The following is a 22,038-nucleotide window of genomic DNA, read 5'->3' on the forward strand; positions in this document are numbered from 1 at the left end:
ATCAAGGTCAAGGGCGGTCAGGGCAGGGTAAAGGCTGGGTAAAGACGGTCATGGCGCTACACTGTGACCCGACTTGCCGTGGAGCTCTTGCCGTGACCTTCAGCCTTGCTGCCGCTGTCGCTCTATCCGCTGATGCGTTGGCGCATGGCGCGGGCGCAACAGGGCGAGGGTATCTACCGGCAGTTGGCGCAGTTCGGCCGCGAGCGTCAGGATGTCATTTCCCGCGTGCTGGCTGCGGTGCGTGACCAGGGCGCCTTGGGCGCCGGAAGCCTGTCGACCCGGCAAGAGCGCGCCGGCCCATGGTGGGACTGGAGCGAGGAGAAGCATGCCCTGGAGTGGCTGTTCGCTGCCGGGCGGGTCACCGTCGCCGGGCGCCGCGGGTTCGAGCGCCTGTACGACCTGCCGGAGCGCGTGCTGCCGGCGGCGATCCTCGATCAGCCCGAGCTATCCGACAGCGAAGCCCAGCAAGGACTGTTGCTGCAAGCCGCCACGGCCTTGGGCGTGGCGACCGAGCAAGACCTGCGCGACTATTTCAGGCTCACGCCTGCGCAGGCGCGGGCTGCCCTGGCGCAACTGCTCGCCGAGGGTCGCTTGCAACACTGCACGGTGCAGGGCTGGAAGCAGCCGGCGTACTGCGCCGGCACGCCGCGCATTCCCCGGCGAGTGGAGGCCAGTGCCTTGCTTTCGCCGTTCGATTCGTTGGTCTGGGAGCGGGCCCGTACCGAGCGGCTGTTCGACTTTCGCTACCGTTTGGAGATCTACACCCCGGCGCACAAGCGGGTTTATGGCTACTACGTGTTGCCGTTCCTGCACGACGGCCGTATCGCCGCGCGCCTGGACCTGCGTGCAGAGCGAGCACGCGGTGAGCTGGCGGTGCATGCCGTGCATGAGGAGGTCCAGGGACTGGATGAAGAGGGCTTCCAGGCCCTGGCCCGCAGTCTGGAACGGCTGGCGGGGTGGCTGGGCCTGGAGCGGGTGCGCCTGGATTGCGCGCGCGAGTCGGCAGGGCCGTTGCGTCAGGCCCTCAGCGACGCACCTGCTTGAGGGTTTCGGCGATCAGGAAGGCCAGTTCCAGTGATTGATCGGCGTTCATCCGGGGGTCGCAATGGGTGTGGTAGCGGTCCGACAGGCCATCTTCGGTGATCGGTCGGGCGCCGCCGATGCATTCGGTGACATTCTGCCCGGTCATCTCGATGTGGATACCCCCGGCGTGGCTGCCTTCGGCCTGGTGCACCTGGAAGAACTGCCGCACTTCGTCGAGGATCTGCGCGAAATCGCGGGTCTTGTAGCCACTGCTGGCCTTGATGGTGTTGCCGTGCATCGGGTCGGAGCTCCACAGCACCTGGCGCCCCTCGCGCTCGACGGCGCGGATCAGCCCGGGCAGGTGATCGCCGACCTTGTTCGCCCCCATGCGCACGATCAGGTTAAGGCGGCCGGGGTCGTTGTCCGGGTTGAGCACGTCGATCAGGCGGATCAGATCCTCGGTGTTCATGCTTGGGCCGACCTTGACCCCGATCGGGTTGTGCACGCCCCGCAGGAACTCCACGTGGGCACCGTCGAGCTGGCGGGTGCGGTCGCCGATCCACAGCATGTGCGCCGAGCAGTCGTAGTAGTCCCCCGTCAGGCTGTCGCGGCGTACGAAGGCTTCCTCGTAGTTGAGCAGCAGCGCCTCGTGGGCGGTGAAGAAGCTGGTCTCGCGCAGTTGCGGTGCGCTGTCCAGGCCACAGGCACGCATGAAGGCCAGGGTCTCGTCGATGCGATCAGCAAGCTGATGGTATTTGTCGGCCAGCGCCGAGTTGGCGATGAAATCCAGGTTCCACTTGTGCACCTGGTGCAGGTCGGCGAAGCCGCCCTGGGCGAAGGCGCGCAGCAGGTTGAGGCTGGCGGTGGCCTGGTGGTAGGCCTGCAGCAGGCGCTCAGGGTCGGGGACGCGGCTGGCGGCGTCGAAGCCGATACCATTGACGATGTCGCCGCGGTAGGCGGGCAGGGTGACCTGGCCGATGGTTTCGTCGTTGGCCGAGCGCGGTTTGGCGAACTGCCCGGCCATGCGCCCGACCTTCACCACCGGGCAGCCAGCGGCGAAGGTCATGACGATGGCCATCTGCAGCAGCACCTTGAAGGTGTCGCGGATCTTCGCGGCGGAGAACTCGGCGAAACTCTCGGCGCAGTCGCCACCTTGCAGCAGGAAGGCGCGGCCCTGGGTGACCTCGGCGAACTGGCGGCGCAACTCGCGGGCTTCGCCGGCGAACACCAGCGGCGGGTAGCTGGCCAGGGTCTGCTCGACCTTGAGCAGGTGAGCGGCGTCGGGGTAGGTCGGTTGTTGCTGGATCGGCAGGGCGCGCCAGCTGTCGGGGGTCCAGGGTCGGTTCATCACGGGCTCGATGTGGTCGGTTCAGGCGTACCTGCCATGGTAACAGTTGGCAGCGCGCTTGTTGCACCGCAGGCATTGGCGGACAATGCCGGTTTTTGTGTGTGCAGGTGGCAGGCGATGGCGACGGAGCGGGAAGAACGGCTGCTGGCCCGGGTGGAAGATGCCTTCGGGGTCATCAGTGTGTACGAGGTCGAGGACTATCGCTTCCTCGAATTCGGTGACGCCATCGAGCAGAGCTGTACCTTCACCGCCGACCCCAGTTGGCTGGAGTACGACTACACGCGTGCAATGCTGGTCGGTGCACTCTGCCATCCGCAGCCGGAGAGCGCGCTGTTCCTGGGGCTGGGGGCCGGTACCCTGACCCAGGCCTGCTTGAAGTTCCTGCCGCTGGAGGATGTCGAGGCCATCGAGCTGCGCCCGGACGTGCCGCGTCTGGCCATGGAATACATGGGGCTCGACGATGATCCGCGCTTGTACGTGCGCGTTGGCGATGCCCTGGAACTGCTGCCCACGGCTGAAAAGGCCGACCTGATCTTCGTCGATCTCTATACCGATCATGGCCCGGGCGTAGGCCATCTGGCCTGGGGCTTTCTGGAGCAGTGCCAGCAGCAGCTCAATCCGGGAGGCTGGCTGGTGATCAACCAGTGGGCCGGCGACGATGGTCGGCCTTTGGGTGCGGCATTGTTGCGTGGGTTGTATCACCGGCATTACTGGGAGCTGCCGGTGAAGGAGGGCAACGTGATCCTGCTGGTGCCGGCGGATCTGGAGCAGGCACTGGATCTGGAGGGGTTGCGGGCGCGGGCCGAGGCGTTGGCAGCGCGGCTGGGCTATTCGCTGGACTACCTGATTCGCGAAGTTCGGCCGGCGAGCTGATCGTAAAGCTGCGGTGTACCTTTCGCGGGTAAACCCGCTCCCACAGGGACAGCGCTGCCCCTGTGGGAGCGGGTTTACCCGCGAAGCAGTCGCCGCCGCTCGTGAAAAAACGTTTCAGTTTTCGATTAAATGATGGCCTTATAATGGCCACTGCCTGTGAAAAAGTTCTCACAGATCAACGCGAATTCGTATATAGTACGCGCCGGTCTTTTAGCGGACCTCAAAATCAGGTGGTGCAAACCCTCCGAGTCCAGCTTCGGCTGCACGTCCGCTAGGCGGACCTTTCCCACGTAATTCTTTTTCAATCGTTTTCGCAAATCCCCGCCGCCAAAGCTGCCTGGGTGACCTCCGGGTCTTTCAAGGCATGTGCAGCTTTGGAGCATGGGTCTTTGCGGATGCACATAGAGGCAGACCCATGACCCAGGAAACCGGCGGATTCGCCGCTCTCGATCTTCATCCGAACATCGTTGCCGCCGTTCTGGCCACCGGCTATGAAGAGCCGTCGGCCATCCAGCAACAGTCGATCCCGATCATCCTCGCCGGTCATGACATGATCGGCCAGGCGCAGACTGGCACCGGCAAGACCGCTGCCTTCGCCCTGCCGATCCTCAACAAGATCGACGTGAGCAAGCGCGAACCGCAAGCCCTGATCCTGGCGCCAACCCGTGAGTTGGCGCTGCAAGTAGCCACCGCTTTCGAAACCTACGCCAAGCAGATGCCGGGCGTTAACGTGGTGGCTGTGTACGGTGGTGCCCCGATGGGCCCACAACTGCGTGCCATCCGTAACGGTGCGCAGATCGTCGTCGCCACGCCTGGCCGTCTGTGCGACCACCTGCGTCGTGACGAGAAGGTGCTGTCCACCGTTCAGTACCTGGTACTCGACGAAGCCGACGAAATGCTCAAGCTGGGCTTCATGGACGACCTCGAAGTGATCTTCGACGCCATCCCTGCCACCCGCCAGACCGTGCTGTTCTCCGCGACCCTGCCGTCGTCGATCCGTTCGATCGCCGAGCGTCACCTGCGCGAGCCCAAGCACGTCAAGATCCAGAGCAAGACCCAGACCGTCACCGCGATCGAGCAGGCCCACCTGATGGTCCACGCCGACCAGAAGATCCCGGCTGTGCTGCGTCTGCTGGAAGTCGAGGAATTCGACGCGCTGATCGCCTTCGTGCGTACCAAGCAAGCCACCCTGGACCTGGCCGCCGCGCTGGAAGCCAAGGGCTACAAGGCTGCCGCGCTGAACGGCGATATCGCCCAGAACCAGCGTGAGCGCGTCATCGACTCGCTCAAGGACGGTCGCCTGGACATCGTCGTCGCTACCGACGTCGCTGCCCGTGGCCTGGACGTACCGCGCATCACCCACGTGTTCAACGTGGACATGCCATACGATCCGGAATCCTACGTACACCGTATCGGCCGTACCGGTCGTGCTGGTCGCGATGGCCGCGCACTGCTGCTGGTGACGCCGCGTGAGCGTCGCATGCTGCAGGTGATCGAGCGTGTTACCGGGCAGAAGGTTGCCGAGGCTCGTCTGCCTGGCCCACAGGCCGTGCTGGATGCGCGTATCAAGAAGCTGACCGCAAGCCTCGCACCGCTGGTGGCTGAAGCTGAGGCCACCCATGGTGAGCTGTTCGACCGCCTGACCGCCGACCTGGGCTGCTCGGCTCGCGCGCTGTCTGCTGCGTTGCTGCGCAAGGCCACCAATGGCCAGCCGCTGGACCTGGCTGCCGTCGAGCGCGAGCAACCGCTGGTGCCGACCTACACGCCGCGTGAGCGCACCGGCGAGCGCAGTGATCGTGGTGAGCGCAGCGAGCGCGGTGACCGCGAGCGTCGCGCGCCGATGCCGCTGGCCGAAGGCCGCGTGCGTTGCCGTACCGCCCTGGGTGCCCGTGATGGTATCGCCGCCAAGAACCTGTTGGGTGCGATCCTCAATGAAGGCGGCCTGGCCCGTGACGCTATCGGTCGCATCCAGGTGCGCGACAGCTTCAGCCTGGTCGAGCTGCCGGAAGAGGGCCTGGAGCGTCTGCTGTCCAAGCTCAAGGACACCCGCGTGGCCGGCAAGCAACTGAAGCTGCGCCGCTATCGCGAGGACTGAGTCCTGCAGCAATGAAAAATCCCCGGCTTGCCGGGGATTTTTTTTGCCTGCCGATTGGGGTGTATGAAATCAGTCGAATCTGTAGATATCCATTCCCAGTGCTCCCATCGTGAAGCCCTGGTGCACGATCCCGAACCTGTCGCCTGCGCCCATGGCAAAGAACAAGGGCAGCAGGTGCTCATCGCTCGGGTGGTTGCGCACCGCGAAAGGTGCCTGCTGCCGATAGTCTTCCAGCGTGGCCGTATCCTCTGCCTTCAATTGCTCGACCACCCAGTCGCGGAACGCGCGTGCCCAGGGCTCGATGGCGTCTGGCCCGGCATGCCAGTCCAGTTCGCCCAGGTTGTGGGTAATGCTGCCGGAACCGACCAGCAGTATGCCCTGGGCGCGCAAGCCGGCCAGGGCCTTGCCAACCTGCAACTGCAGGGCCGGGCCCTGGCGGCTGGGCAGCGAAACCTGGATTACCGGGATGCCAGCATCCGGGTACATGAGCGACAGTGGCACCCAGGTGCCGTGGTCGAAGGGGCGTTGTGCATCGAGCTGGGCGGGCAGCCCGGCGTCACCGAGCAAGCCTGCTACCCGGCGTGCCAGCTCGGGAGCGCCAGGGGCCGGATACTGCACGGCGTACAGCGCAGCAGGGAAGCCGCCAAAGTCGTGCCAGGTCTGGGGCTGGGCGCCACTCATCACCGACAGTCCCTGGCTCTCCCAGTGCGCGGAAACCACCACTATCGCCTTCGGCCGCGGCAGGCCTGCCGCCAGGCGGGCCAGTGCAGGTCCACTGGCGCCGGGTTGCAGGGCAAGCATGGGCGAACCATGGGAAATGAACAGGCTAGGCAGCATGGCGGGGTCCTGAGCGGTTAAGATGCCGCCATCTTCGATCAGTTACCGATCGACATCCAATATAAGTTTTGCAAGTTATCTATCGAAAAAATCGGAGGAGTCATGGAGCCAGCGTTCTGGCACAAGCGGTGGGCGGACAACCAGATCGGCTTTCACCAGTCGCAGGTGAACCCGTACCTGCAGGCACACTGGCCAATGCTGGCCCCCGGCAGCCAGGTGCTGGTGCCCTTGTGCGGCAAGAGCCTGGACGTCGCCTGGTTGGCGGGGCAGGGGTATCGCGTGCTAGGGGTGGAAATGTCGCAACGTGCGGTGGCGGATTTCTTCCGGGAGCACAGCCTTGAGGCCGAGGTGTCCCGCCATGGCGCCTTCGAGACTTGGCGCAGCGGCCTGGTGGAGATGTGGTGTGGTGACTTCTTCGCGTTGCAGGCGGAAGATCTGGCACAGTGCACGGGGCTCTATGACCGCGCTGCGGTGATTGCACTACCGCAGGCGCTGCGTACCCGTTACTTTGAGTTGCTTTCTGCCTGCCTGCCGGCTGCTTGCCAGGGGCTGATGGTTACCTTGGATTACGATCAGTCGCGTCTGGATGGGCCGCCGTTCTCGGTGCCGGATGACGAAGTCCGGCGCGGATTTGCTGGATGGCAAGAAGTGGCCGAGTTGGAGGCGCCGGATATCATCGAGGACAGCCCCAAATTCCAGAAGGCGGGAGTCGGCAGCCTGATGGAGCGGGTCTATCGGTTGCAGCGATGATCGGCCTTCTTCTGGCCAGAATACGAGCAAAGAAAAGGGCGACCTGAGTCGCCCTTTCCAATTGCCGCGTTGAATCAACCGCGACGACGCAGTGCATCGATACGGTCTTCCAGCGGCGGGTGGCTCATCAGCAGGCCGGCGAGGCCCTGCTTGAGGCCGCCGTTGATGCCGAAGGCCTTCATCGTATCGGGCATGTGCACCGGCATACCTTGTTCCGAGCGCAGGCGCTGCAGGGCAGCGATCATCGCGCCAGTGCCTGCCAGGCGCGCCCCGGCTTCGTCGGCGCGGTACTCGCGGCGACGCGAGAACCACATGACGATGATGCTGGCCAAAATGCCCAGGATCAGCTCGGCGACGATGGTCGCGACGTAATAGGCGATGCCCTGGCCTTCTTCGTTCTTGAAGATCACCTTGTCGACGAAGTTGCCGATGATACGTGCGAAGAACATCACGAAGGTGTTCACCACGCCCTGGACCAGTGCCAGGGTGACCATGTCGCCGTTGGCGACGTGGCCGATCTCATGGGCCAGTACCGCACGTACTTCGTCCCGCGAGAAGCGCTCGAGCAGGCCCTGCGAAACGGCGACCAGTGCGTCGTTGCGGTTCCAGCCTGTGGCGAAGGCGTTCGCCTCGTAGGCGGGGAACACGCCCACTTCCGGCATCTTGATGCCCGCCTCGCGGGACAGCTCCTCGACCGTCTGCAGCAGCCACTGTTCGTGGTGGGTGCGCGGCTGGGTGATGATCTGGGTACCGGTGGTCATCTTCGCCATCCACTTGGAGATGAACAGCGAAACCAGCGAGCCAGCAAACCCGAACACGGCGCAGAAGACCAGCAGGCGGCTCAGGTCCAGGTCGACGCCGTTGGCGGCCATGAACCCGTTGAAACCGAACAGGCTGAGGGTAATGCTTGCAACCAGCACCACCGCAAGGTTGGTGGCTACAAACAACAGAATGCGCATCATGGTTGTTACGTTCTCCTGACGGATGAAAATGTCGCTCTACTGCGGGGTATATAAGGTGGCGGCCAAGGCGATTCAACTGGCCGACTATTTCAAACTGTGTACCGCGAAGTATGACAGAGCCGCGGCGAGTCGCCGGGAGATAGACCGTTGCAGGATGTAAGAATTCATCCGTGGTGCGGAGGACGTCGTGCCAACACGGCCGGTTGGCACGACAAGGCCTTGATCGCTTTACTGCGAGTAGGTGCGCAGGAAGTTGCCGATGCGGCCGATGGCTTGCTCCAGGTCATCCACTCGCGGCAGGGTGACGACGCGGAAGTGGTCCGGCCACGGCCAGTTGAAGGCGGTGCCCTGGACGATCAGCAGTTTCTCCGACAGCAGCAGGTCGAGGACGAACTTCTCGTCGTTGTGGATCGGGCAGACCTTCGGATCGATTTTCGGGAAGGCGTACAAGGCGCCCATTGGCTTGACACAGCTGACGCCGGGGATGGCGTTGAGCAACTCGTAGGTGCGGTTGCGCTGTTCGAGCAGGCGGCCCGGCGGCAATACCAGGTCGTTGATGCTCTGGTAGCCACCCAGGGCGGTCTGGATGGCGTGCTGCGCCGGCACGTTGGCACACAGGCGCATGTTGGCCAGCATGTCGATGCCTTCGATATAGCTCTGCGCGTGGTGCTTGGGCCCGGAGATGATCAGCCAGCCGGAGCGGAAGCCTGCGACCCGATAGGACTTCGACAGGCCGTTGAAGGTCAGGCACAGCACGTCCGGGGCGAGCGAGGCGGTGCTGATGTGCACGGCTTCGTCGTAGAGGATCTTGTCGTAGATCTCGTCGGAGAACACCACCAGGTTGTGCTGGCGGGCCAGTTCCAGCATGCCGAGCAGCAGCTCCCTGGAGTACACCGCGCCGGTCGGGTTGTTCGGGTTGATGATCACCAGGGCCTTGGTGTTCGGGGTGATCTTGGCCTTGATATCGTCAAGGTCGGGGAACCAGTCGGCCTGCTCGTCGCACAGGTAGTGCACGGGTTTGCCGCCGGCCAGGCTCACCGCTGCGGTCCACAGTGGGTAGTCGGGGGCCGGGATCAGCACCTCGTCATTGTTGTTGAGCAGCGCCTGCATCGACATCACGATCAGCTCGGACACGCCGTTGCCCAGGTAGATGTCCTCGATACCGACGCCTTCGATCTGCTTCTGCTGGCAGTATTGCATCACCGCCTTGCGCGCGCTGAACAGGCCTTTGGAGTCGCTGTAGCCCTGGGCGGTCGGCAGGTTGCGGATCACGTCCTGGAGGATTTCGTCCGGCGCCTCGAAACCAAAGGGCGCCGGGTTGCCGATGTTCAGCTTGAGGATGCGCTGGCCTTCCTCTTCCAGACGCTTGGCGTGCTTGAGCACCGGACCGCGAATGTCGTAGCAGACATTGGCGAGCTTGTTCGATTTGCTGAACTGCATGATGTGATCCCGAATGGATAAGTCGCGGGGCGCGGTCGTCAAAAGGTTTGAAAAGGACGGGGCGCGGGTGCCAGACTGATCGTCTGCACACAAGCCAACTAATATACGTGCCACCCGCGCCAGGGAAAAGACGGCGCAGGGTGAAATTCAGCCTGCCGAGGTCCATCCATGCAAAAGATCGACAAAACACTTGAAGAATGGCGCGAGATGCTCGACCCCGCTCAATACCAGGTATGCCGCCTGAAGGGGACCGAACGACCGTTCACAGGCAAATACAACAGCGAAAAGCGCGCCGGCATCTATAACTGCATCTGCTGTGGCCTGCCGTTGTTCGATGCGCAGACCAAGTTCGACTCCGGTTGCGGCTGGCCGAGCTTCTACGCGCCGATCGAGGACAGTGCGATGATCGAGATCCGCGACACCTCCCACGGCATGATCCGCACCGAAGTCACCTGCGCCCAGTGCGATGCGCACCTGGGCCACGTGTTCCCGGACGGCCCGCCACCGACTGGGCTGCGCTACTGCATCAACTCGGTATGCCTGGATTTCAAACCGCAAGCGTGAAGGGAGATCGACATGGCCGATGCGTTGCTGGACATTCCCTGCGTCACCCTCAAGGGGGAGCAGAAAAAACTCGGCGACTTCGCCGGCAAGGCGCTGCTGGTGGTCAATACCGCCAGTCAGTGCGGTTTCACACCGCAGTACAAGGGGCTTGAGAAACTGTGGCAGGACCATGCCGCGCAGGGCCTTGTGGTACTGGGCTTTCCGTGTAATCAGTTCGGCAAGCAGGAACCGGGCGATGCGTTGGAAATTTCGCAGTTCTGTGAACTCAACTTTGGCGTGAGCTTCCCGCTGTTTCGCAAGATCGAGGTGAACGGCCCGGGCGCCCACCCGCTGTTCGCCGAGCTGAAGAAGCGAGCGCCCGGCCTGCTGGGGACGCAGAAGATCAAGTGGAACTTCACCAAGTTCCTGGTCGACCCGTCCAGTGGCAAGGTCACGCGCTACGCACCGACCACCAAGCCGCAGGCGCTGGAAGCCGATATCGAGCGTCTGCTCAGCCGCTGACCGGCACCCAATGGTCGATCAGGGCGAGTAATTCTTCGCGCCGGAACGGCTTGGCCAAGTAGTCGTTCATGCCCGCGGCGCGACAGCGTTCGCGCTCTTCGGGCATGGCGTTGGCGGTCAGGGCGACGATCGGCAGGTCGGGCCAGCGCCCGCTCTGGCGGATGCGTCGGCTGGCCTCGTAGCCATCCATCACCGGCATGTTGCAGTCCATCAGCACCATGTCGAAGCCTTCGCGCTCGAGGATCTCCAGCGCTTCGGCACCATGGGCGGCCACCTGTACCTGGCAGCCGAGCTTGGCGAGCATGCCCTTGGCTACCAACTGGTTCACGGGGTTGTCTTCCACCAGAAGGATCTGTGCGCGTCGCTCCAGCAGGCGGCCGACCTCGGAGGGTGCGGGTGTAGCGTTTTCGCCTTGCAGGGTGCGGCGCAGCATCTGGTACAGGGCATTGCGCGCCAGCGGGCGAGCCTGCTGGTGCAAAGGGGCCAATTGCGCGGTCTGCTCTGCGGGCAGGAAGTTGCCATAGGCCGTGACCAGCAGGATCGGTGCGTTGATACCGGGGCGCAGTTCGAACAGGTGCTCGGTGTCGTCGGTGATGAGCAGGTCGATGGCCATGCCGTCGAGCCCACTGGCATCGTCGCGTCGCTGATAATCCAGCCCCCAGCTTGGCAGCAGGCCATGCAACAGTTCAGCCAGACCGCTGGAGGCGTTGCTCAGTGCCACCACCTGACCCTTCAGCGGCGCAGGCGGGACTGCTTCGGTGTGTGTGGGCAGCGGAAGATCGGCGCTGAAGCGGCTGCCGAAGCCGGTTTGCGAGTTGATATGCAGATGCCCCTGCATGGCCTTGCACAGGTTACGGGTCAGGGCCAAGCCCAGGCCGGTGCCGCCATACTGGCGGGTGATGCCTGCGCCAGCCTGGGTGAAGGGCTGGAAGATGCGCACCTGGGCTTCCTCCGGGATTCCGATACCGGTGTCGCACACTTCCAGGCGTACGCCGCCGACGATGCTCGAAAGACGAAGGTCGACACGCCCGAAGCGAGTGAACTTGAGCGCATTGGACAGCAGGTTGCTGACGATCTGGCGCACCCGGGTGGGGTCGCCGAGCACGGTGCTGGGAAAGTCCGGAGCGATCAGGCAGGTCAGTTCCACACTGGGCGCGGCGTTCTGCGACAGCAGGTTGGCGGTGTCCTCGACCATCGCCCCCATGTCGAAAGGGATGCGTTCGAGCTCCAGTTGCCCGGCATCGAACTTGGACAGGTCGAGGATATCGTTGAGCAGCTCGACCAGCACCTTGCCTGAGTCGTGGGCGATCGACAGCTGCTGGCGTTGCTCGGCGTTCAGCCCGCTGTCCAGGGCCAGGGCGATCATGCCGAGCATGCCGTTGAGCGGTGTGCGGATCTCGTGGCTCATGTTGGCCAGGAAGGCGGCGCGCGCCTGGGCCATGTCCAGGGCGCGGCGGCGGGCTTCCTCCAGTTCCTCGTTGGACTGGCTCAGCCGGCTGTTGCTGGCCTTGAGTTCTTCGGTGCGGGCCGAGACGATGTCTTCCAGTTCGTTGAGGTACTGGGTGAGGCGGTTTTCGGCGTTGCGCCGCTGCTGGATCTCGGTGGCCATGCTGACGAATTGCTGGTTGGCGACCTTCACCAGTACCCCGATCTCGTCGTGCTCATGACCGTTGGGGTAGTCCAGACGGGTCTGGCCGGGCTGGCGTGGGTCGCTGCCGCTCAGGGCGCCGATGACGGTGACCAGGGGTTTGGTCAGCATGATGTAGAACAACCCCAGGAGAATGCCGGTCAGCACCAGGCTGCGGGCGAAGCCGTTGAGCAGGGTGATGCCGGCTCGGTCGAGAAAGCGGCTGCCGAAGGCATAGGTGTCGACATCCAGGTACAGGGTGCCGAGGTAATCGTCGGGCATGTGGGCGAGGAACAGGCGATCCTTGAACTGGCGCTGCTCGCCGAACAGGAAGTCGCTGAGCGGCCGGTAGCTGTCTTCCTGGCGCGGGCGATGGACGTCGGCCAGCACCGTATCGTTGTTGTCGATCAGGCGTGCGCGGATGATCGCTGGCGATTGCAGCAGCCCGCCGGTGAGCTCCTGCGCCAGCTCCGCGTCGATGTTGTAGGCGATGCGCGAGGCCGGGTCATGGCTTATTTGCAGCAATGCCTGCACTTCGCGGTTGATGGACGCGTCTTCGCTGGCATAATCGATGCCGATCTGGATGAGACTGAGCAATGTTCCCAGGATGAAGCCGACCAGGACTGTCAACCGGGCTTGCTTGTATGACAGGCGATTGGTGAACTTGATATCCATGGTTCCCGAGCCGGTTCAACGCCCCTTGCGCTGCGCAAGCATAGCCGATCAGCCCCGGCTGCTGGCGGGTCTGTCTGTTGTTTCGAGCGATCCAATCAATGGGCCGGTGCGCGGCCATCGCGAGACGAGCTCGCTCCCACAACCCCTGTTGGCTCTGTAGGGGCAGTGTCGTCGCGCAATGGCTGCGCCTCGGCTCCTGAACCGGTCTTGATTAAGGAAACCTTCATGGACACCCGCCTCATTGCATTCCTGGAACACGCTGAATCCATACTGACGCGCCTCGAACCACTGCTGCCGGCGCCCCGCCCGCAGATCGACTGGTCGTCGACCCTCGCTGCGCGCTGGCAGCGTGATGGCCGCAGCGGCTACCTCATGCCGTTGGAAGTCAGCCTCGACATCCGGCTCTCGGACCTGATCGGGGTCGATCAGCAGCGTGAGCAACTGGGCCGCAACACCCATCAGTTCATCAATGGCATGCCCGCCAACCACGCCCTGCTGTGGGGCTCGCGGGGCACCGGCAAGTCGTCGCTGGTACGCGCGCTGCTGGCCGAACATGCCGGGCAGGGCCTGCGCCTGATCGAGATCGAGCGCGATCATCTGGCCGACTTGCCGCGGGTGGTCGAGCAACTGCAAAAGCTCGAGCAACGCTTCATCCTGTTCTGCGACGACCTTTCGTTCGAGGCGGGAGAGGGCGATTACCGGGTGCTCAAGAGTGTGCTCGATGGTTCGCTCGAACAGGCGCCGGACAACGTCCTGCTCTATGCCACCTCGAATCGCCGTCACCTGGTGCCCGAGAAGCAGAGCGACAATGAAAACTGGAAGATGATCGACGGCGAACTGCACCCCAACGAAGCGGTGGAAGACAAGATCGCCCTGTCCGACCGTTTTGGCTTGTGGTTGTCGTTCTACCCGTTCACCCAGGAGCATTTCCTCAACGTGGTCGAGCACTGGATCGGCCAACTGGCGCGCCCGGCCGGGCTGGTCTGGCAGCGTACTGAAGAACTCGACATCCTCGCTGCGCGCTGGGCCACCGGCCGCGGCAACCGTAATGGCCGTTGTGCCTACCAGTTCGCCCGCTACTGGGTTGGACTGCAATTGCTGGAGCAGAACCAATGATCGACCTCAACGCCAGTGGCAAAGGCCTCGATGGCTACGACCTGCTGGCTGCGCAAGTGCAGGCGCTGTTCGCCGACGAGCGTGATTTCATCGCCAACGCCGCGCAGTTCTCGGCATTTCTCTACCACCAGGTGGAAGACCTGAATTGGGCGGGTTTCTACCTCAACCGCAACGAAGAACTGGTGCTCGGGCCGTTCCAGGGGCAGGTGGCGTGCGTGCGCATCGCATTCGGCAAGGGTGTGTGTGGCACGGCAGCAGCCACCCTGCAGACCCAGAGAGTGGAGGATGTGCATGCCTTCCCTGGACACATCGCCTGTGACAGCGCATCCAACAGCGAGCTGGTGATTCCGCTGGTAAAGGAGGGCAGGCTGATTGGCGTGCTCGACCTGGACAGCCCGAGCCTTGCGCGTTTCAGTGAGGCCGATCAGCGAGGGCTGGAACGCCTGGCGTCGATCTTCCTGGCGTTGAGCGACTGCTGAAAAACAAGAAGGGCCGCTTTTGCGGCCCTTCTTGTTTTCAACGGTTGTGGATCAGTCGTAGATCACCCGCTTTTTCCACGTCTCGTCTTCATCGGTTTTCAGACCCTGGGTCAGCGCGTTCTGGTCATTTTCGGCCGGTTCCATCTGGTCCAGTACTTGCGCGTTGGCGCGAGCGAGCAGTTTTTCCAGGTAGGTCAGCTGCTCTTCATATTGTTTCGGTTCTGGTTGTTTGCGCAGGTACTGCACGCCGCGTTCGAACGCCAGGCGCGCATGGCCTGGTTGATTCTGCTGCAACGCCTGCTGGCCCAGGTTATTGAAGAATTCGATGTGCAGTAGCACCAGGATGTGGCGAATTTCCCTGACCCAGTACTTGCCTTCGTTGGACTGCAGGAAGTTTTCCTGAGTAGCGCGCACGATCTGGTTATGCAGCGACTCGAGCAGGAAGCGCACGTCCTTGGCCTTGACCTCGGTCTGAATCGGGCTCGGCGGGTTGTTGACCGGCAACTTGTCGCCCTTGGCAATCAACCCTTCGAGTTCGACGATGCGCGCCTTGAAATCGCCGTTGTGCTTGTCCAGCGCCAGCAGGCGCTGATTGAGATTCAGCTCCAGGCGGGTCAGCAGCAGCTTGAGCGCCGGAGTCATCAGTTGGCCGGGGAAGGTTTCGGTGATCTCGCCGCAGCGGCGCAGGCGTTCGGTCAGCTCGACTTTAAGGCGCGCGCGCTCGAGCTTGGCGTTTTCCACGACATTGTTGAGGTAGCCGATCACGATCAGCAACGCGATACCCGCCACGATGAGCAGGGTGATCAGAAGTGGTGTCACCGTTAACGCCTCATGAAGAAGTTTTGCATCATTGAGTGTAGTGAGTTCGCCAGGGGGCGAACAGTGCAGCCTGGCGGACAGGCTCTACCCATGGGTGTCGGCTCAAGGGCAAAAATCTACAGTGCTGGCACTTTGATGCGAGCTTGCCGGGCTGGCGTCAGAAAAGCAACGCCAATCCCCGGGCGCATCATGCGCGACCTATGTACAGGGGCGGAAGTCGTTGATTTAAATAAATTTCCACAAAGGGGTTGACGGCTTGTCGAGGCATCCATAGAATGCGCGCCACTTGCAGCGTAAAGCACACAGCCAAACGCAGCAGGCAGTGAAGTTGTAGTGTGTCCCCTTCGTCTAGTGGCCTAGGACACCGCCCTTTCACGGCGGTAACAGGGGTTCGAGTCCCCTAGGGGACGCCAATGCGGGAATAGCTCAGTTGGTAGAGCACGACCTTGCCAAGGTCGGGGTCGCGAGTTCGAGTCTCGTTTCCCGCTCCAGTTTTAGAACTGTGGCGTCCATTGACGGTGCAGCGGCAGTGAAAGGTTCAGGCCATTCACGCCAAATGCGGTTTTGCTTCACATTGCGGGAATAGCTCAGTTGGTAGAGCACGACCTTGCCAAGGTCGGGGTCGCGAGTTCGAGTCTCGTTTCCCGCTCCATTTGAAAACGCCACTTCATCGAAGTGGCGTTTTTTTTGCCTTCAAAAACATCGCAGCCATGGGGCCACGGACATTTGTAATGCCCGTGGCCATTTTTGCTCAGTGGCGCTCGCCCTGGTCGGGTGCGCTCAGCAACTGCTTCTCCAGGTTCCAGTCGAAGGGCTCTTCATTCTGCTCGGCCTCGTAGCGACGCTCTTCCAGCGTCTGGTACAGCTCGAGTTCTTCATCGGGCATGTAGTGCAGACAGTCGCCGCCGAAGAACCACAGCAGGTCACGCGGAACCAGATGAGCGATTTGCGGGTAGCGCGTGATCACCTGGCAGATCAGGTCCTGGCCCAGATACTGACTTTCCAGTGGGTTCTGCGGCAGCAGGGTCAGCAGTTCGTCGAAGCGTTCGAGGAACAGGGCGTGGCTTTCTTCCGGCACTTGCTCGGCGTCGCCCAGGGCCACCAGGATGGTGCGCAGGTGTTGGAGCAGTTGCAGGTGGTACTCCAGGTGGGGGTTGGCCATGGGGCGATCCTCTGGTGTTGAAACGGGGGCCGGAGTATACGCAGGTTTTGCCCCGCAGGGGCAGGCGCAGCCGCTCGCACTGCGCTGACCGCCGGCCCGCCAGGGGCCGGGGATCTGTCTGACTGAAGGTGCTCAGCGCACCTTGCCCTCCGCGGGCAGCAGTTGCGCCTTGTCGAAAGCATCTACATCGATCACTGTCCGGCGCGCGGCTTCGGCTGCCTGGAGTCTCTCGCCTTCATCAGCCTGCAGCACGCCGGCCTGCACGGCGGCTTCGATGTCCGACTGGCCCGGCGAGGGATGCACCTTGCCCTCCTTGAGTCCTTGGTGCAGCGCCTTGTGCAGTGGCGCCACCTCGTCCAGCAGGTCGCAAGCTGTCTGCAGGGCGGCTACCGGATCACCTTCGCCGTCAGGGCGGAAGCAGCCCGCCAGCAGTTCCTCCAGTGCCGGATCACCCTTGCGTCGGCCGATCAGTTCAGCAACTTCTTTATCCAGTTCATCGCTTGGTCCGGTGTGGCGGCGACCGAACGGGAAGACCAGAACCCGCAACGCACAGCCGAGGAAGCGATTGGGGAAGTTATCGAGCAGCCGGTCGAGGGCTTTTTCGGCCTGCCCCAGACTTTCTTCCAGCGCCCAGCGCAGCAGAGGTTGCATGTGCTCGGGTGAGCCGAGGTCGTGATAGCGCTTGAGCGCTGCGGATGACAGGTACAGGTAGCTGAGGACATCCCCCAGACGCGCGCTCAGGCGTTCGCGCCGCTTCAGCGCGCCGCCGAGCAGCATCATCGACAGGTCGGCAAGCAAGGCGAATGCGGCCGCCTGACGGTTCAGCGCACGGAAGTAGCCCTGGCTGAGGGCGTCGCCCGGCATCTTCTCGAAGTGCCCCAGTCCGATGCCGAGCACGAAAGTGCTGGCCGCATTGCTGGCGGCGAACATGATGTGCTTCATCAGCAGATCGTCGAACTCGTTGAGTGCCTGCTCGCGATCCTCGCGCCCAGCGAGAGCCATTTCCTTGAGGACGAAGGGGTGGCAGCGGATCGCGCCCTGTCCGAAGATCATCAGGTTGCGTGACAGGATGTTGGCGCCCTCGACGGTGATGAAGATCGGCGCGCCCTGCCAATTGCGACCCAGGTAGTTGTTCGGGCCCATGATGATGCCCTTGCCGCCGTGTACGTCCATGGCGTGCTGGATGCATTCACGGCCGCGTTCGGTCAGGTGGTACTTGAGGATTGCCGAAAGTACCGAGGGCTTCTCGCCCAGGTCCACTGCCTTGGCGGTGAGCAGGCGGGCGCTGTCCATCAGCCAGGCGTTGCCACCGATTCGTGCCAGCGATTCCTGGATGCCCTCGAAGGCGGACAGCGGCACGTTGAACTGCTCGCGGACGCGGGCGTACTGGCCGGTGACCAGGCTGGTGTACTTGGCAGCGCCTGTGCCAACCGCAGGCAGCGAGATGGAGCGCCCAACCGACAGGCAGTTCATCAGCATCATCCATCCCTTGCCGAGCATGTCCTTGCCGCCGATGAGGAAGTCCAGGGGCACGAACACGTCCTTGCCGCTGTTCGGGCCATTCATGAAGGCTGCACCCAGGGGCAGGTGGCGCTTGCCGATCTCCACACCCGGGGTGTCGGTGGGGATGAGTGCCAGGCTGATGCCCAGGCATTCCTGTTCGCCCAGCAGGTGATCGGGGTCGTAGGCCTTGAAGGCCAGGCCCAGCAGGGTGGCCACCGGGCCGAGGGTGATGTAGCGCTTCTCCCAGTTCAGGCGAAGGCCGATGACTTCCTCGCCGTTCCATTCCCCCTTGCAGACGATGCCGGTGTCAGGCATGGCGCCAGCGTCGGAGCCGGCCAGTGGGCCTGTGAGGGCGAAGCAGGGGATTTCGTCGCCACGGGCCAGGCGCGGCAGGTAGTGGTTACGCTGTTCATCGGTGCCATAGTGCAGCAGCAGTTCGGCCGGGCCGAGCGAGTTGGGCACCATCACGGTCGAAGCCAGGTCGCCGCTGCGAGTGGCGAGTTTCATCGCCACCTGGGAGTGAGCGTAGGCGGAGAAGCCCTTGCCGCCGTATTCCTTGGGGATGATCAGGGCGAAGAAGCCGTGCTGCTTGATGTGTTCCCAGGCTGCGGGTGGCAGGTCGAGGTCCTGGCCGATCTGCCAGTCGCTGACCAGGGCGCAGAGTTCCTCGGTGGGGCCATCGATGAACGCCTGTTCTTCTGCGGTGAGCGTGGGGGCAGGGTAGTCGAGCAGGGTGTTCCAGTCGGGCTGGCCGCTGAACAGCTGGCCGTCCCACCATACAGTGCCCGCGTCGATCGCTTCGCGCTCGGTCTGCGACATGGGGGGCAGGGTGCGCTGGAACCATTTGAACACGGGGCCGGTGAACACCTGGCGCCGCCACTGCGGCAATATCAGCAGGGCGGCCTTGGCGGCCAGCACCAGCCAGATCACGGTCAGCAGCCAGCCAGGTGCGTCGGCGAAGATGCCCATCAACAGCACATAGGCGGCGATCACCCCGAGGATCTGCAGCGGTGCCAGACGTCGATGGGTGAGATATGCGGCGCCGATCACCAGCACCACCAACCACAACAGCAGCATAGTTCTTCCTCCTTGGAAGCTTGGGCTCGAGCCATCCTGGATAGCTTAGACGCGATGCGCCGGATGGCTCGCTAAGAACAGTGACAGGGTGTGGCCACAGGAGTTTCAGAGCATTGTCCCCTGGTACAGGTGGCGTCACTGTGGAGTAGACTGTCCACCCTCTGCACTCACTAAGGACGTTGTCATGCTGAAGATCTGGGGTCGCAAGAACTCGAGCAATGTGCGCAAGGCGTTGTGGATTGCCCACGAGTTGGGGCTGGAGTTCGAGTCGATCGACGCCGGTGGGGCGTTCGGTGTGGTCAACGAGCCTGAGTACCGTGAGCGCAACCCCAATGGCCTGGTGCCGATGCTCGAGGATGGCGACTTCGTCCTCTGGGAGTCCAACACCATCGTGCGCTACCTGAGCGCCGAATATGGTGCCGAGCAGGGCTGGTACCTGGACGATCCGCGCCAGCGTGCCCTGGCGGACAAGTGGATGGACTGGACCACCTCTTCCTTTGCCGCGCCGTTCCGCCCGCTGTTCTGGGGCATGCTGCGTACCCCAGAGAATGAGCGTGACTGGACGGCGATCAACGCTGCGCGGGAAAAGTGCGGCGAGTTGCTGGCGATCGTCGACAAGACGCTGGCCACCCAACCCTACCTTTCCGGTGAGCAGATCGGCATGGGCGACATTCCGCTGGGCTGCTTTGCCTACGCCTGGTTCGAGATGCCCATCGAGCGTCCCGATCTCCCCAACCTGCAGGCCTGGTACGAGCGCCTGAAGGCGCGTCCGGCCTATAAGGCCGCAGTAATGACGGCGCTGACCTGAGCGGATACCCCGCCCGTTTCGATAGTCACTATCGATATACATGACTGTACTTGTGCGGTCAGGCCTTGCACCATGGCCGCACTACTCACTGCGCCAGTGACTTGACCTGGCGTGTCCTGAACCTTTTTCTTCGGTACGTGACCCGCTATGAGTTCTGCCCTGTCCATAAGACAGCTGACCAAGACCTACGGCAACGGCTTTCAGGCCCTCAAGGGCATCGACCTGGAGGTCGCCGAAGGTGACTTCTTTGCCTTGCTGGGCCCCAATGGCGCCGGTAAATCCACCACTATCGGCATTCTTTCGACCCTGGTGAACAAGACCAGCGGCACGGTGAATGTCTTCGGCCACGACCTGGATCGCCAGCCAGCCGCGCTCAAGCGCAGCATCGGCGTGGTGCCCCAGGAGTTCAACTTCAACCAGTTCGAGAAGACCTTCGACATCGTCGTCACCCAGGCCGGCTACTACGGCATCCCGCCGAAGCTGGCCAAGGAGCGTGCCGAGCAGTACCTCACCCAACTGGGGCTGTGGGACAAGCGCGACGTGCAGTCGCGGTCGCTGTCCGGCGGCATGAAGCGTCGCCTGATGATCGCCCGTGCGCTGATCCATGAGCCGCGCTTGCTGATCCTCGACGAGCCGACGGCTGGCGTGGACATCGAACTGCGTCGCTCGATGTGGAGTTTCCTCACCGAGCTGAACCAGAAAGGCATCACCATCATCCTCACCACCCACTATCTCGAGGAAGCCGAGCAGCTGTGCCGCAACATCGGCATCATCGACCACGGCACCATTGTCGAGAACACCAGCATGCGCCAGTTGCTGGGCAAGCTGCACGTCGAGACCTTCGTCCTCGACCTCAAGCAGGACCTGCCCGCGGCGCCGAAGCTGCAAGGTTACCCGTGCCGGCTGATCACGCCGCACACGCTGGAAGTGCAGGTGGAAAAGGATATCGGCATCACTGCGTTGTTCGGCCAATTGGCGTTGCAGAACATCGAGGTGCAGAGCCTGCGTAACAAGACCAACCGACTTGAGGAGTTGTTCGTGGCCCTGGTGGAAAAGAACCTGTCGAAGGTGGCGGTATGAGTGTGGAACTGCGCACCAACTGGGTCGCCCTGAATACGATCGTCTATCGCGAGGTTCGACGCTTTCTGCGTATCTGGCCGCAGACCCTGCTGCCGCCGGCGATCACCATGGTGCTGTACTTCGTCATCTTCGGTAACCTGATCGGCCGTCAGATCGGCGACATGGGTGGCTTCACCTACATGGAGTACATCGTGCCGGGGCTGATCATGATGTCGGTGATCACCAACTCCTACGGCAACGTGGTGTCGAGCTTCTTCGGCAGCAAGTTCCAGCGTTCGATCGAAGAGTTGATGGTCTCGCCGGTCTCGCCGCACACCATTCTCGTCGGCTACGCCCTCGGTGGTGTGTTACGCGGCCTGGCGGTAGGCGTGATCGTGACCATCCTGTCGATGTTCTTCACTCACCTGCAGGTGCATCACTTGGGTGTGACCGTCGTCGTGGTGCTGCTGACGGCGACGATCTTCTCGCTGCTGGGGTTCGTCAATGCCGTTTTCGCACGTAATTTCGACGATATCTCGATCATTCCGACCTTTGTTCTGACACCGCTGACCTACCTGGGTGGCGTGTTCTACTCCATCAACCTGCTGCCGCCGTTCTGGCAGACCGTGTCGCTGGCGAACCCGGTGCTGCACATGGTCAACTCGTTCCGCTACGGCATTCTAGGGGTGTCGGATATCAGCATTGGTACGGCGATCACCTTCATGCTGGTGGCTACCGCGGTGCTCTATACCCTGTGCGTCCGCCTGCTGGTCAGTGGTCGCGGCATGCGTGCATGACACCCTGCACTTGCGCCGGCGCCACTGCCGGCCGACCCACCAGCGCCAGTAGAGCAAGGTGGTGAAGTAGGCGGCAACGCCCAGTATCACGCCGCACACCACCGAGCCGAGCAGGAAAGGCTGCCAGACGGTGGACAGTTGGTCGGTGATCCATTCGAAGGTCAGTTCTTCCGGGAGCGTTCGCGGAGGAATCTGCATCAGCCACGCGCCGGTCATGTAGGTGACGAAGAACACCGGTGGCATGGTCAGCGGGTTGGTCAGCCAGACCAGGCTGACCGCGATGGGCAGGTTGCCGCGTACCGGTATCGCCAGACTGGCGGCCAGCAGCATCTGCATGGGGATGGGGATGAGCGCTGCGAACAACCCTACGCCCATGGCCCGAGCGACCGAATGGCGATTCAGGTGCCAGAGGTTGGGGTCGTGCAGCAATCGGCCGAAAAAGCGTAAGGACTTGTGTTCCCGAATGCTGGTCGGATCCGGCATGTAGCGTTTGAAGAGGCGGCGCGGCATGTAGGCTCCCGGT

Annotated in this window: 18 protein-coding genes, 3 tRNA genes and 2 pseudogenes; 14 read left to right on the forward strand and 9 right to left on the reverse strand. The window is 62.8% G+C overall.

Annotation, left to right across the window (positions count from 1 at the left end; translation table 11 throughout):
• Positions 1-99: 99 nt before the first annotated feature.
• Positions 100-1,044, forward strand: a pseudogene (locus AB688_RS09985) (winged helix-turn-helix domain-containing protein); the annotation flags it as partial.
• Here the strand turns inward: AB688_RS09985 and AB688_RS09990 are convergent.
• Positions 1,025-2,371 (reverse strand): class II 3-deoxy-7-phosphoheptulonate synthase, encoded by a 1,347-nt coding sequence (locus tag AB688_RS09990; protein ID WP_054893253.1) that lies wholly within the window; start codon positions 2,369-2,371, stop codon positions 1,025-1,027. The pseudogene AB688_RS09985 and the gene AB688_RS09990 overlap by 20 nt on opposite strands.
• A 117-nt stretch (positions 2,372-2,488) precedes the next feature.
• Between AB688_RS09990 and AB688_RS09995 the strand changes: the two genes are divergently transcribed.
• Positions 2,489-3,244: a spermidine synthase gene (locus tag AB688_RS09995; RefSeq protein ID WP_063543798.1), complete on the forward strand. Its 756-nt coding sequence runs from the start codon at positions 2,489-2,491 to the stop codon at positions 3,242-3,244.
• 381 nt (positions 3,245-3,625) lie between these two features.
• Positions 3,626-5,339, forward strand: a pseudogene (locus tag AB688_RS10000) (DEAD/DEAH box helicase).
• 69 nt (positions 5,340-5,408) lie between these two features.
• Here AB688_RS10000 and AB688_RS10005 read toward each other — a convergent pair.
• Positions 5,409-6,176: a DODA-type extradiol aromatic ring-opening family dioxygenase gene (locus tag AB688_RS10005; RefSeq protein ID WP_063543800.1), complete on the reverse strand. Its 768-nt coding sequence runs from the start codon at positions 6,174-6,176 to the stop codon at positions 5,409-5,411.
• Positions 6,177-6,278: 102 nt separating this feature from the next.
• Between AB688_RS10005 and AB688_RS10010 the strand changes: the two genes are divergently transcribed.
• Positions 6,279-6,926 (forward strand): thiopurine S-methyltransferase, encoded by a 648-nt coding sequence (locus tag AB688_RS10010; RefSeq protein WP_063543802.1) that lies wholly within the window; start codon positions 6,279-6,281, stop codon positions 6,924-6,926.
• 74 nt (positions 6,927-7,000) lie between these two features.
• Here AB688_RS10010 and htpX read toward each other — a convergent pair whose 3' ends face one another.
• Together htpX and AB688_RS10020 are read right to left on the reverse strand one after the other, a co-directional pair.
• The gene (gene htpX / locus AB688_RS10015; RefSeq protein WP_063543804.1) at positions 7,001-7,888 is read right to left on the reverse strand and encodes a protease HtpX; all 888 of its coding nucleotides are present in this window, start codon (positions 7,886-7,888) and stop codon (positions 7,001-7,003) included.
• 228 nt (positions 7,889-8,116) lie between these two features.
• Complete coding sequence (locus AB688_RS10020) at positions 8,117-9,328, reverse strand: pyridoxal phosphate-dependent aminotransferase (protein ID WP_054893044.1); 1,212 nt, start codon at positions 9,326-9,328, stop codon at positions 8,117-8,119.
• Between the two features lie 168 nt (positions 9,329-9,496).
• Between AB688_RS10020 and msrB the strand changes: the two genes are divergently transcribed.
• Both msrB and AB688_RS10030 read left to right on the forward strand, forming a co-directional pair.
• Positions 9,497-9,892, forward strand: a complete 396-nt coding sequence (gene msrB / locus AB688_RS10025) for a peptide-methionine (R)-S-oxide reductase MsrB (protein WP_054893045.1) — start codon at positions 9,497-9,499, stop codon at positions 9,890-9,892.
• Positions 9,893-9,904: 12 nt separating this feature from the next.
• Positions 9,905-10,393, forward strand: a complete 489-nt coding sequence (locus AB688_RS10030; protein WP_063543806.1) for a glutathione peroxidase — start codon at positions 9,905-9,907, stop codon at positions 10,391-10,393.
• On the opposite strand, the gene AB688_RS10035 is transcribed toward AB688_RS10030, so the two are convergent.
• On the reverse strand, positions 10,383-12,695 hold the full coding sequence (locus tag AB688_RS10035) for a hybrid sensor histidine kinase/response regulator (protein WP_063543808.1): 2,313 nt from the start codon (positions 12,693-12,695) through the stop codon (positions 10,383-10,385). The two genes, AB688_RS10030 and AB688_RS10035, sit on opposite strands and share 11 nt — an antisense overlap.
• Positions 12,696-12,920: 225 nt before the next feature.
• Between AB688_RS10035 and AB688_RS10040 the strand changes: the two genes are divergently transcribed.
• Together AB688_RS10040 and AB688_RS10045 are read left to right on the forward strand one after the other, a co-directional pair.
• Positions 12,921-13,811: an ATP-binding protein gene (locus tag AB688_RS10040; RefSeq protein ID WP_054893048.1), complete on the forward strand. Its 891-nt coding sequence runs from the start codon at positions 12,921-12,923 to the stop codon at positions 13,809-13,811.
• The gene (locus tag AB688_RS10045) at positions 13,808-14,290 is read left to right on the forward strand and encodes a GAF domain-containing protein (RefSeq protein ID WP_063543810.1); all 483 of its coding nucleotides are present in this window, start codon (positions 13,808-13,810) and stop codon (positions 14,288-14,290) included. Before AB688_RS10040 ends, AB688_RS10045 begins: the two co-directional genes overlap by 4 nt.
• A gap of 51 nt (positions 14,291-14,341) precedes the next feature.
• Here the strand turns inward: AB688_RS10045 and AB688_RS10050 are convergent, their stop codons facing one another.
• On the reverse strand, positions 14,342-15,109 hold the full coding sequence (locus AB688_RS10050; RefSeq protein WP_054893050.1) for a hypothetical protein: 768 nt from the start codon (positions 15,107-15,109) through the stop codon (positions 14,342-14,344).
• 337 nt (positions 15,110-15,446) lie between these two features.
• Between AB688_RS10050 and AB688_RS10055 the strand changes: the two genes are divergently transcribed.
• The 3 genes from AB688_RS10055 to AB688_RS10065 all read left to right on the forward strand — a co-directional run bounded on the left by AB688_RS10055 (position 15,447) and on the right by AB688_RS10065 (position 15,761).
• Positions 15,447-15,522 (forward strand) — tRNA-Glu (locus AB688_RS10055).
• Between the two features lie 2 nt (positions 15,523-15,524).
• Positions 15,525-15,600, forward strand: a tRNA-Gly gene (locus tag AB688_RS10060).
• An 85-nt stretch (positions 15,601-15,685) separates the two neighbouring features.
• A tRNA-Gly gene (locus AB688_RS10065) sits at positions 15,686-15,761 on the forward strand.
• 99 nt (positions 15,762-15,860) lie between these two features.
• Here AB688_RS10065 and AB688_RS10070 read toward each other — a convergent pair.
• Both AB688_RS10070 and AB688_RS10075 read right to left on the reverse strand, forming a co-directional pair.
• Positions 15,861-16,271: a PA2817 family protein gene (locus AB688_RS10070; protein ID WP_054893051.1), complete on the reverse strand. Its 411-nt coding sequence runs from the start codon at positions 16,269-16,271 to the stop codon at positions 15,861-15,863.
• Positions 16,272-16,403: 132 nt separating this feature from the next.
• On the reverse strand, positions 16,404-18,851 hold the full coding sequence (locus AB688_RS10075; RefSeq protein WP_063543812.1) for an acyl-CoA dehydrogenase: 2,448 nt from the start codon (positions 18,849-18,851) through the stop codon (positions 16,404-16,406).
• A 184-nt stretch (positions 18,852-19,035) separates the two neighbouring features.
• On the opposite strand from AB688_RS10075, the gene AB688_RS10080 reads away from it, so the two are divergent.
• The 3 genes from AB688_RS10080 (at position 19,036) to AB688_RS10090 (ending at position 21,515) form a co-directional block, all read left to right on the forward strand.
• Positions 19,036-19,659, forward strand: coding sequence for a glutathione S-transferase (locus AB688_RS10080; RefSeq protein ID WP_063543814.1), 624 nt, complete (start codon positions 19,036-19,038; stop codon positions 19,657-19,659).
• A gap of 147 nt (positions 19,660-19,806) precedes the next feature.
• Complete coding sequence (locus AB688_RS10085) at positions 19,807-20,739, forward strand: ABC transporter ATP-binding protein (RefSeq protein WP_063543816.1); 933 nt, start codon at positions 19,807-19,809, stop codon at positions 20,737-20,739.
• Entirely contained in the window at positions 20,736-21,515 is a 780-nt protein-coding gene (locus AB688_RS10090) for an ABC transporter permease (RefSeq protein ID WP_063543818.1), read from the forward strand. Before AB688_RS10085 ends, AB688_RS10090 begins: the two co-directional genes overlap by 4 nt.
• Here AB688_RS10090 and AB688_RS26230 read toward each other — a convergent pair.
• Positions 21,399-22,025, reverse strand: coding sequence for a DUF2062 domain-containing protein (locus AB688_RS26230; protein WP_151924181.1), 627 nt, complete (start codon positions 22,023-22,025; stop codon positions 21,399-21,401). The two genes, AB688_RS10090 and AB688_RS26230, sit on opposite strands and share 117 nt — an antisense overlap.
• Between the last annotated feature and the right edge of the window lie 13 nt (positions 22,026-22,038).

It is taken from the genome of Pseudomonas putida (assembly GCF_001636055.1).
GTDB classification, from domain to species: Bacteria; Pseudomonadota; Gammaproteobacteria; order Pseudomonadales; family Pseudomonadaceae; genus Aquipseudomonas; species Aquipseudomonas machongensis.

Bases quoted from the DNA above. Each gene is read 5' to 3' on its own strand.
- msrB (WP_054893045.1), top strand. From the start codon at position 9,497: ATGCAAAAGATCGACAAAACACTTGAAGAATGGCGCGAGATGCTCGAC.
- AB688_RS10070 (WP_054893051.1), bottom strand. From the start codon at position 16,271: ATGGCCAACCCCCACCTGGAGTACCACCTGCAACTGCTCCAACACCTG.
- AB688_RS10035 (WP_063543808.1), bottom strand. From the start codon at position 12,695: ATGGATATCAAGTTCACCAATCGCCTGTCATACAAGCAAGCCCGGTTG.
- htpX (WP_063543804.1), bottom strand. From the start codon at position 7,888: ATGATGCGCATTCTGTTGTTTGTAGCCACCAACCTTGCGGTGGTGCTG.
- AB688_RS10045 (WP_063543810.1), top strand. From the start codon at position 13,808: ATGATCGACCTCAACGCCAGTGGCAAAGGCCTCGATGGCTACGACCTG.
- AB688_RS10090 (WP_063543818.1), top strand. From the start codon at position 20,736: ATGAGTGTGGAACTGCGCACCAACTGGGTCGCCCTGAATACGATCGTC.
- AB688_RS10030 (WP_063543806.1), top strand. From the start codon at position 9,905: ATGGCCGATGCGTTGCTGGACATTCCCTGCGTCACCCTCAAGGGGGAG.
- AB688_RS10010 (WP_063543802.1), top strand. From the start codon at position 6,279: ATGGAGCCAGCGTTCTGGCACAAGCGGTGGGCGGACAACCAGATCGGC.
- AB688_RS09990 (WP_054893253.1), bottom strand. From the start codon at position 2,371: ATGAACCGACCCTGGACCCCCGACAGCTGGCGCGCCCTGCCGATCCAG.
- AB688_RS10005 (WP_063543800.1), bottom strand. From the start codon at position 6,176: ATGCTGCCTAGCCTGTTCATTTCCCATGGTTCGCCCATGCTTGCCCTG.
- AB688_RS10080 (WP_063543814.1), top strand. From the start codon at position 19,036: ATGCTGAAGATCTGGGGTCGCAAGAACTCGAGCAATGTGCGCAAGGCG.
- AB688_RS10040 (WP_054893048.1), top strand. From the start codon at position 12,921: ATGGACACCCGCCTCATTGCATTCCTGGAACACGCTGAATCCATACTG.
- AB688_RS10075 (WP_063543812.1), bottom strand. From the start codon at position 18,851: ATGCTGCTGTTGTGGTTGGTGGTGCTGGTGATCGGCGCCGCATATCTC.
- AB688_RS09995 (WP_063543798.1), top strand. From the start codon at position 2,489: ATGGCGACGGAGCGGGAAGAACGGCTGCTGGCCCGGGTGGAAGATGCC.
- AB688_RS10085 (WP_063543816.1), top strand. From the start codon at position 19,807: ATGAGTTCTGCCCTGTCCATAAGACAGCTGACCAAGACCTACGGCAAC.
- AB688_RS26230 (WP_151924181.1), bottom strand. From the start codon at position 22,025: ATGCCGCGCCGCCTCTTCAAACGCTACATGCCGGATCCGACCAGCATT.
- AB688_RS10020 (WP_054893044.1), bottom strand. From the start codon at position 9,328: ATGCAGTTCAGCAAATCGAACAAGCTCGCCAATGTCTGCTACGACATT.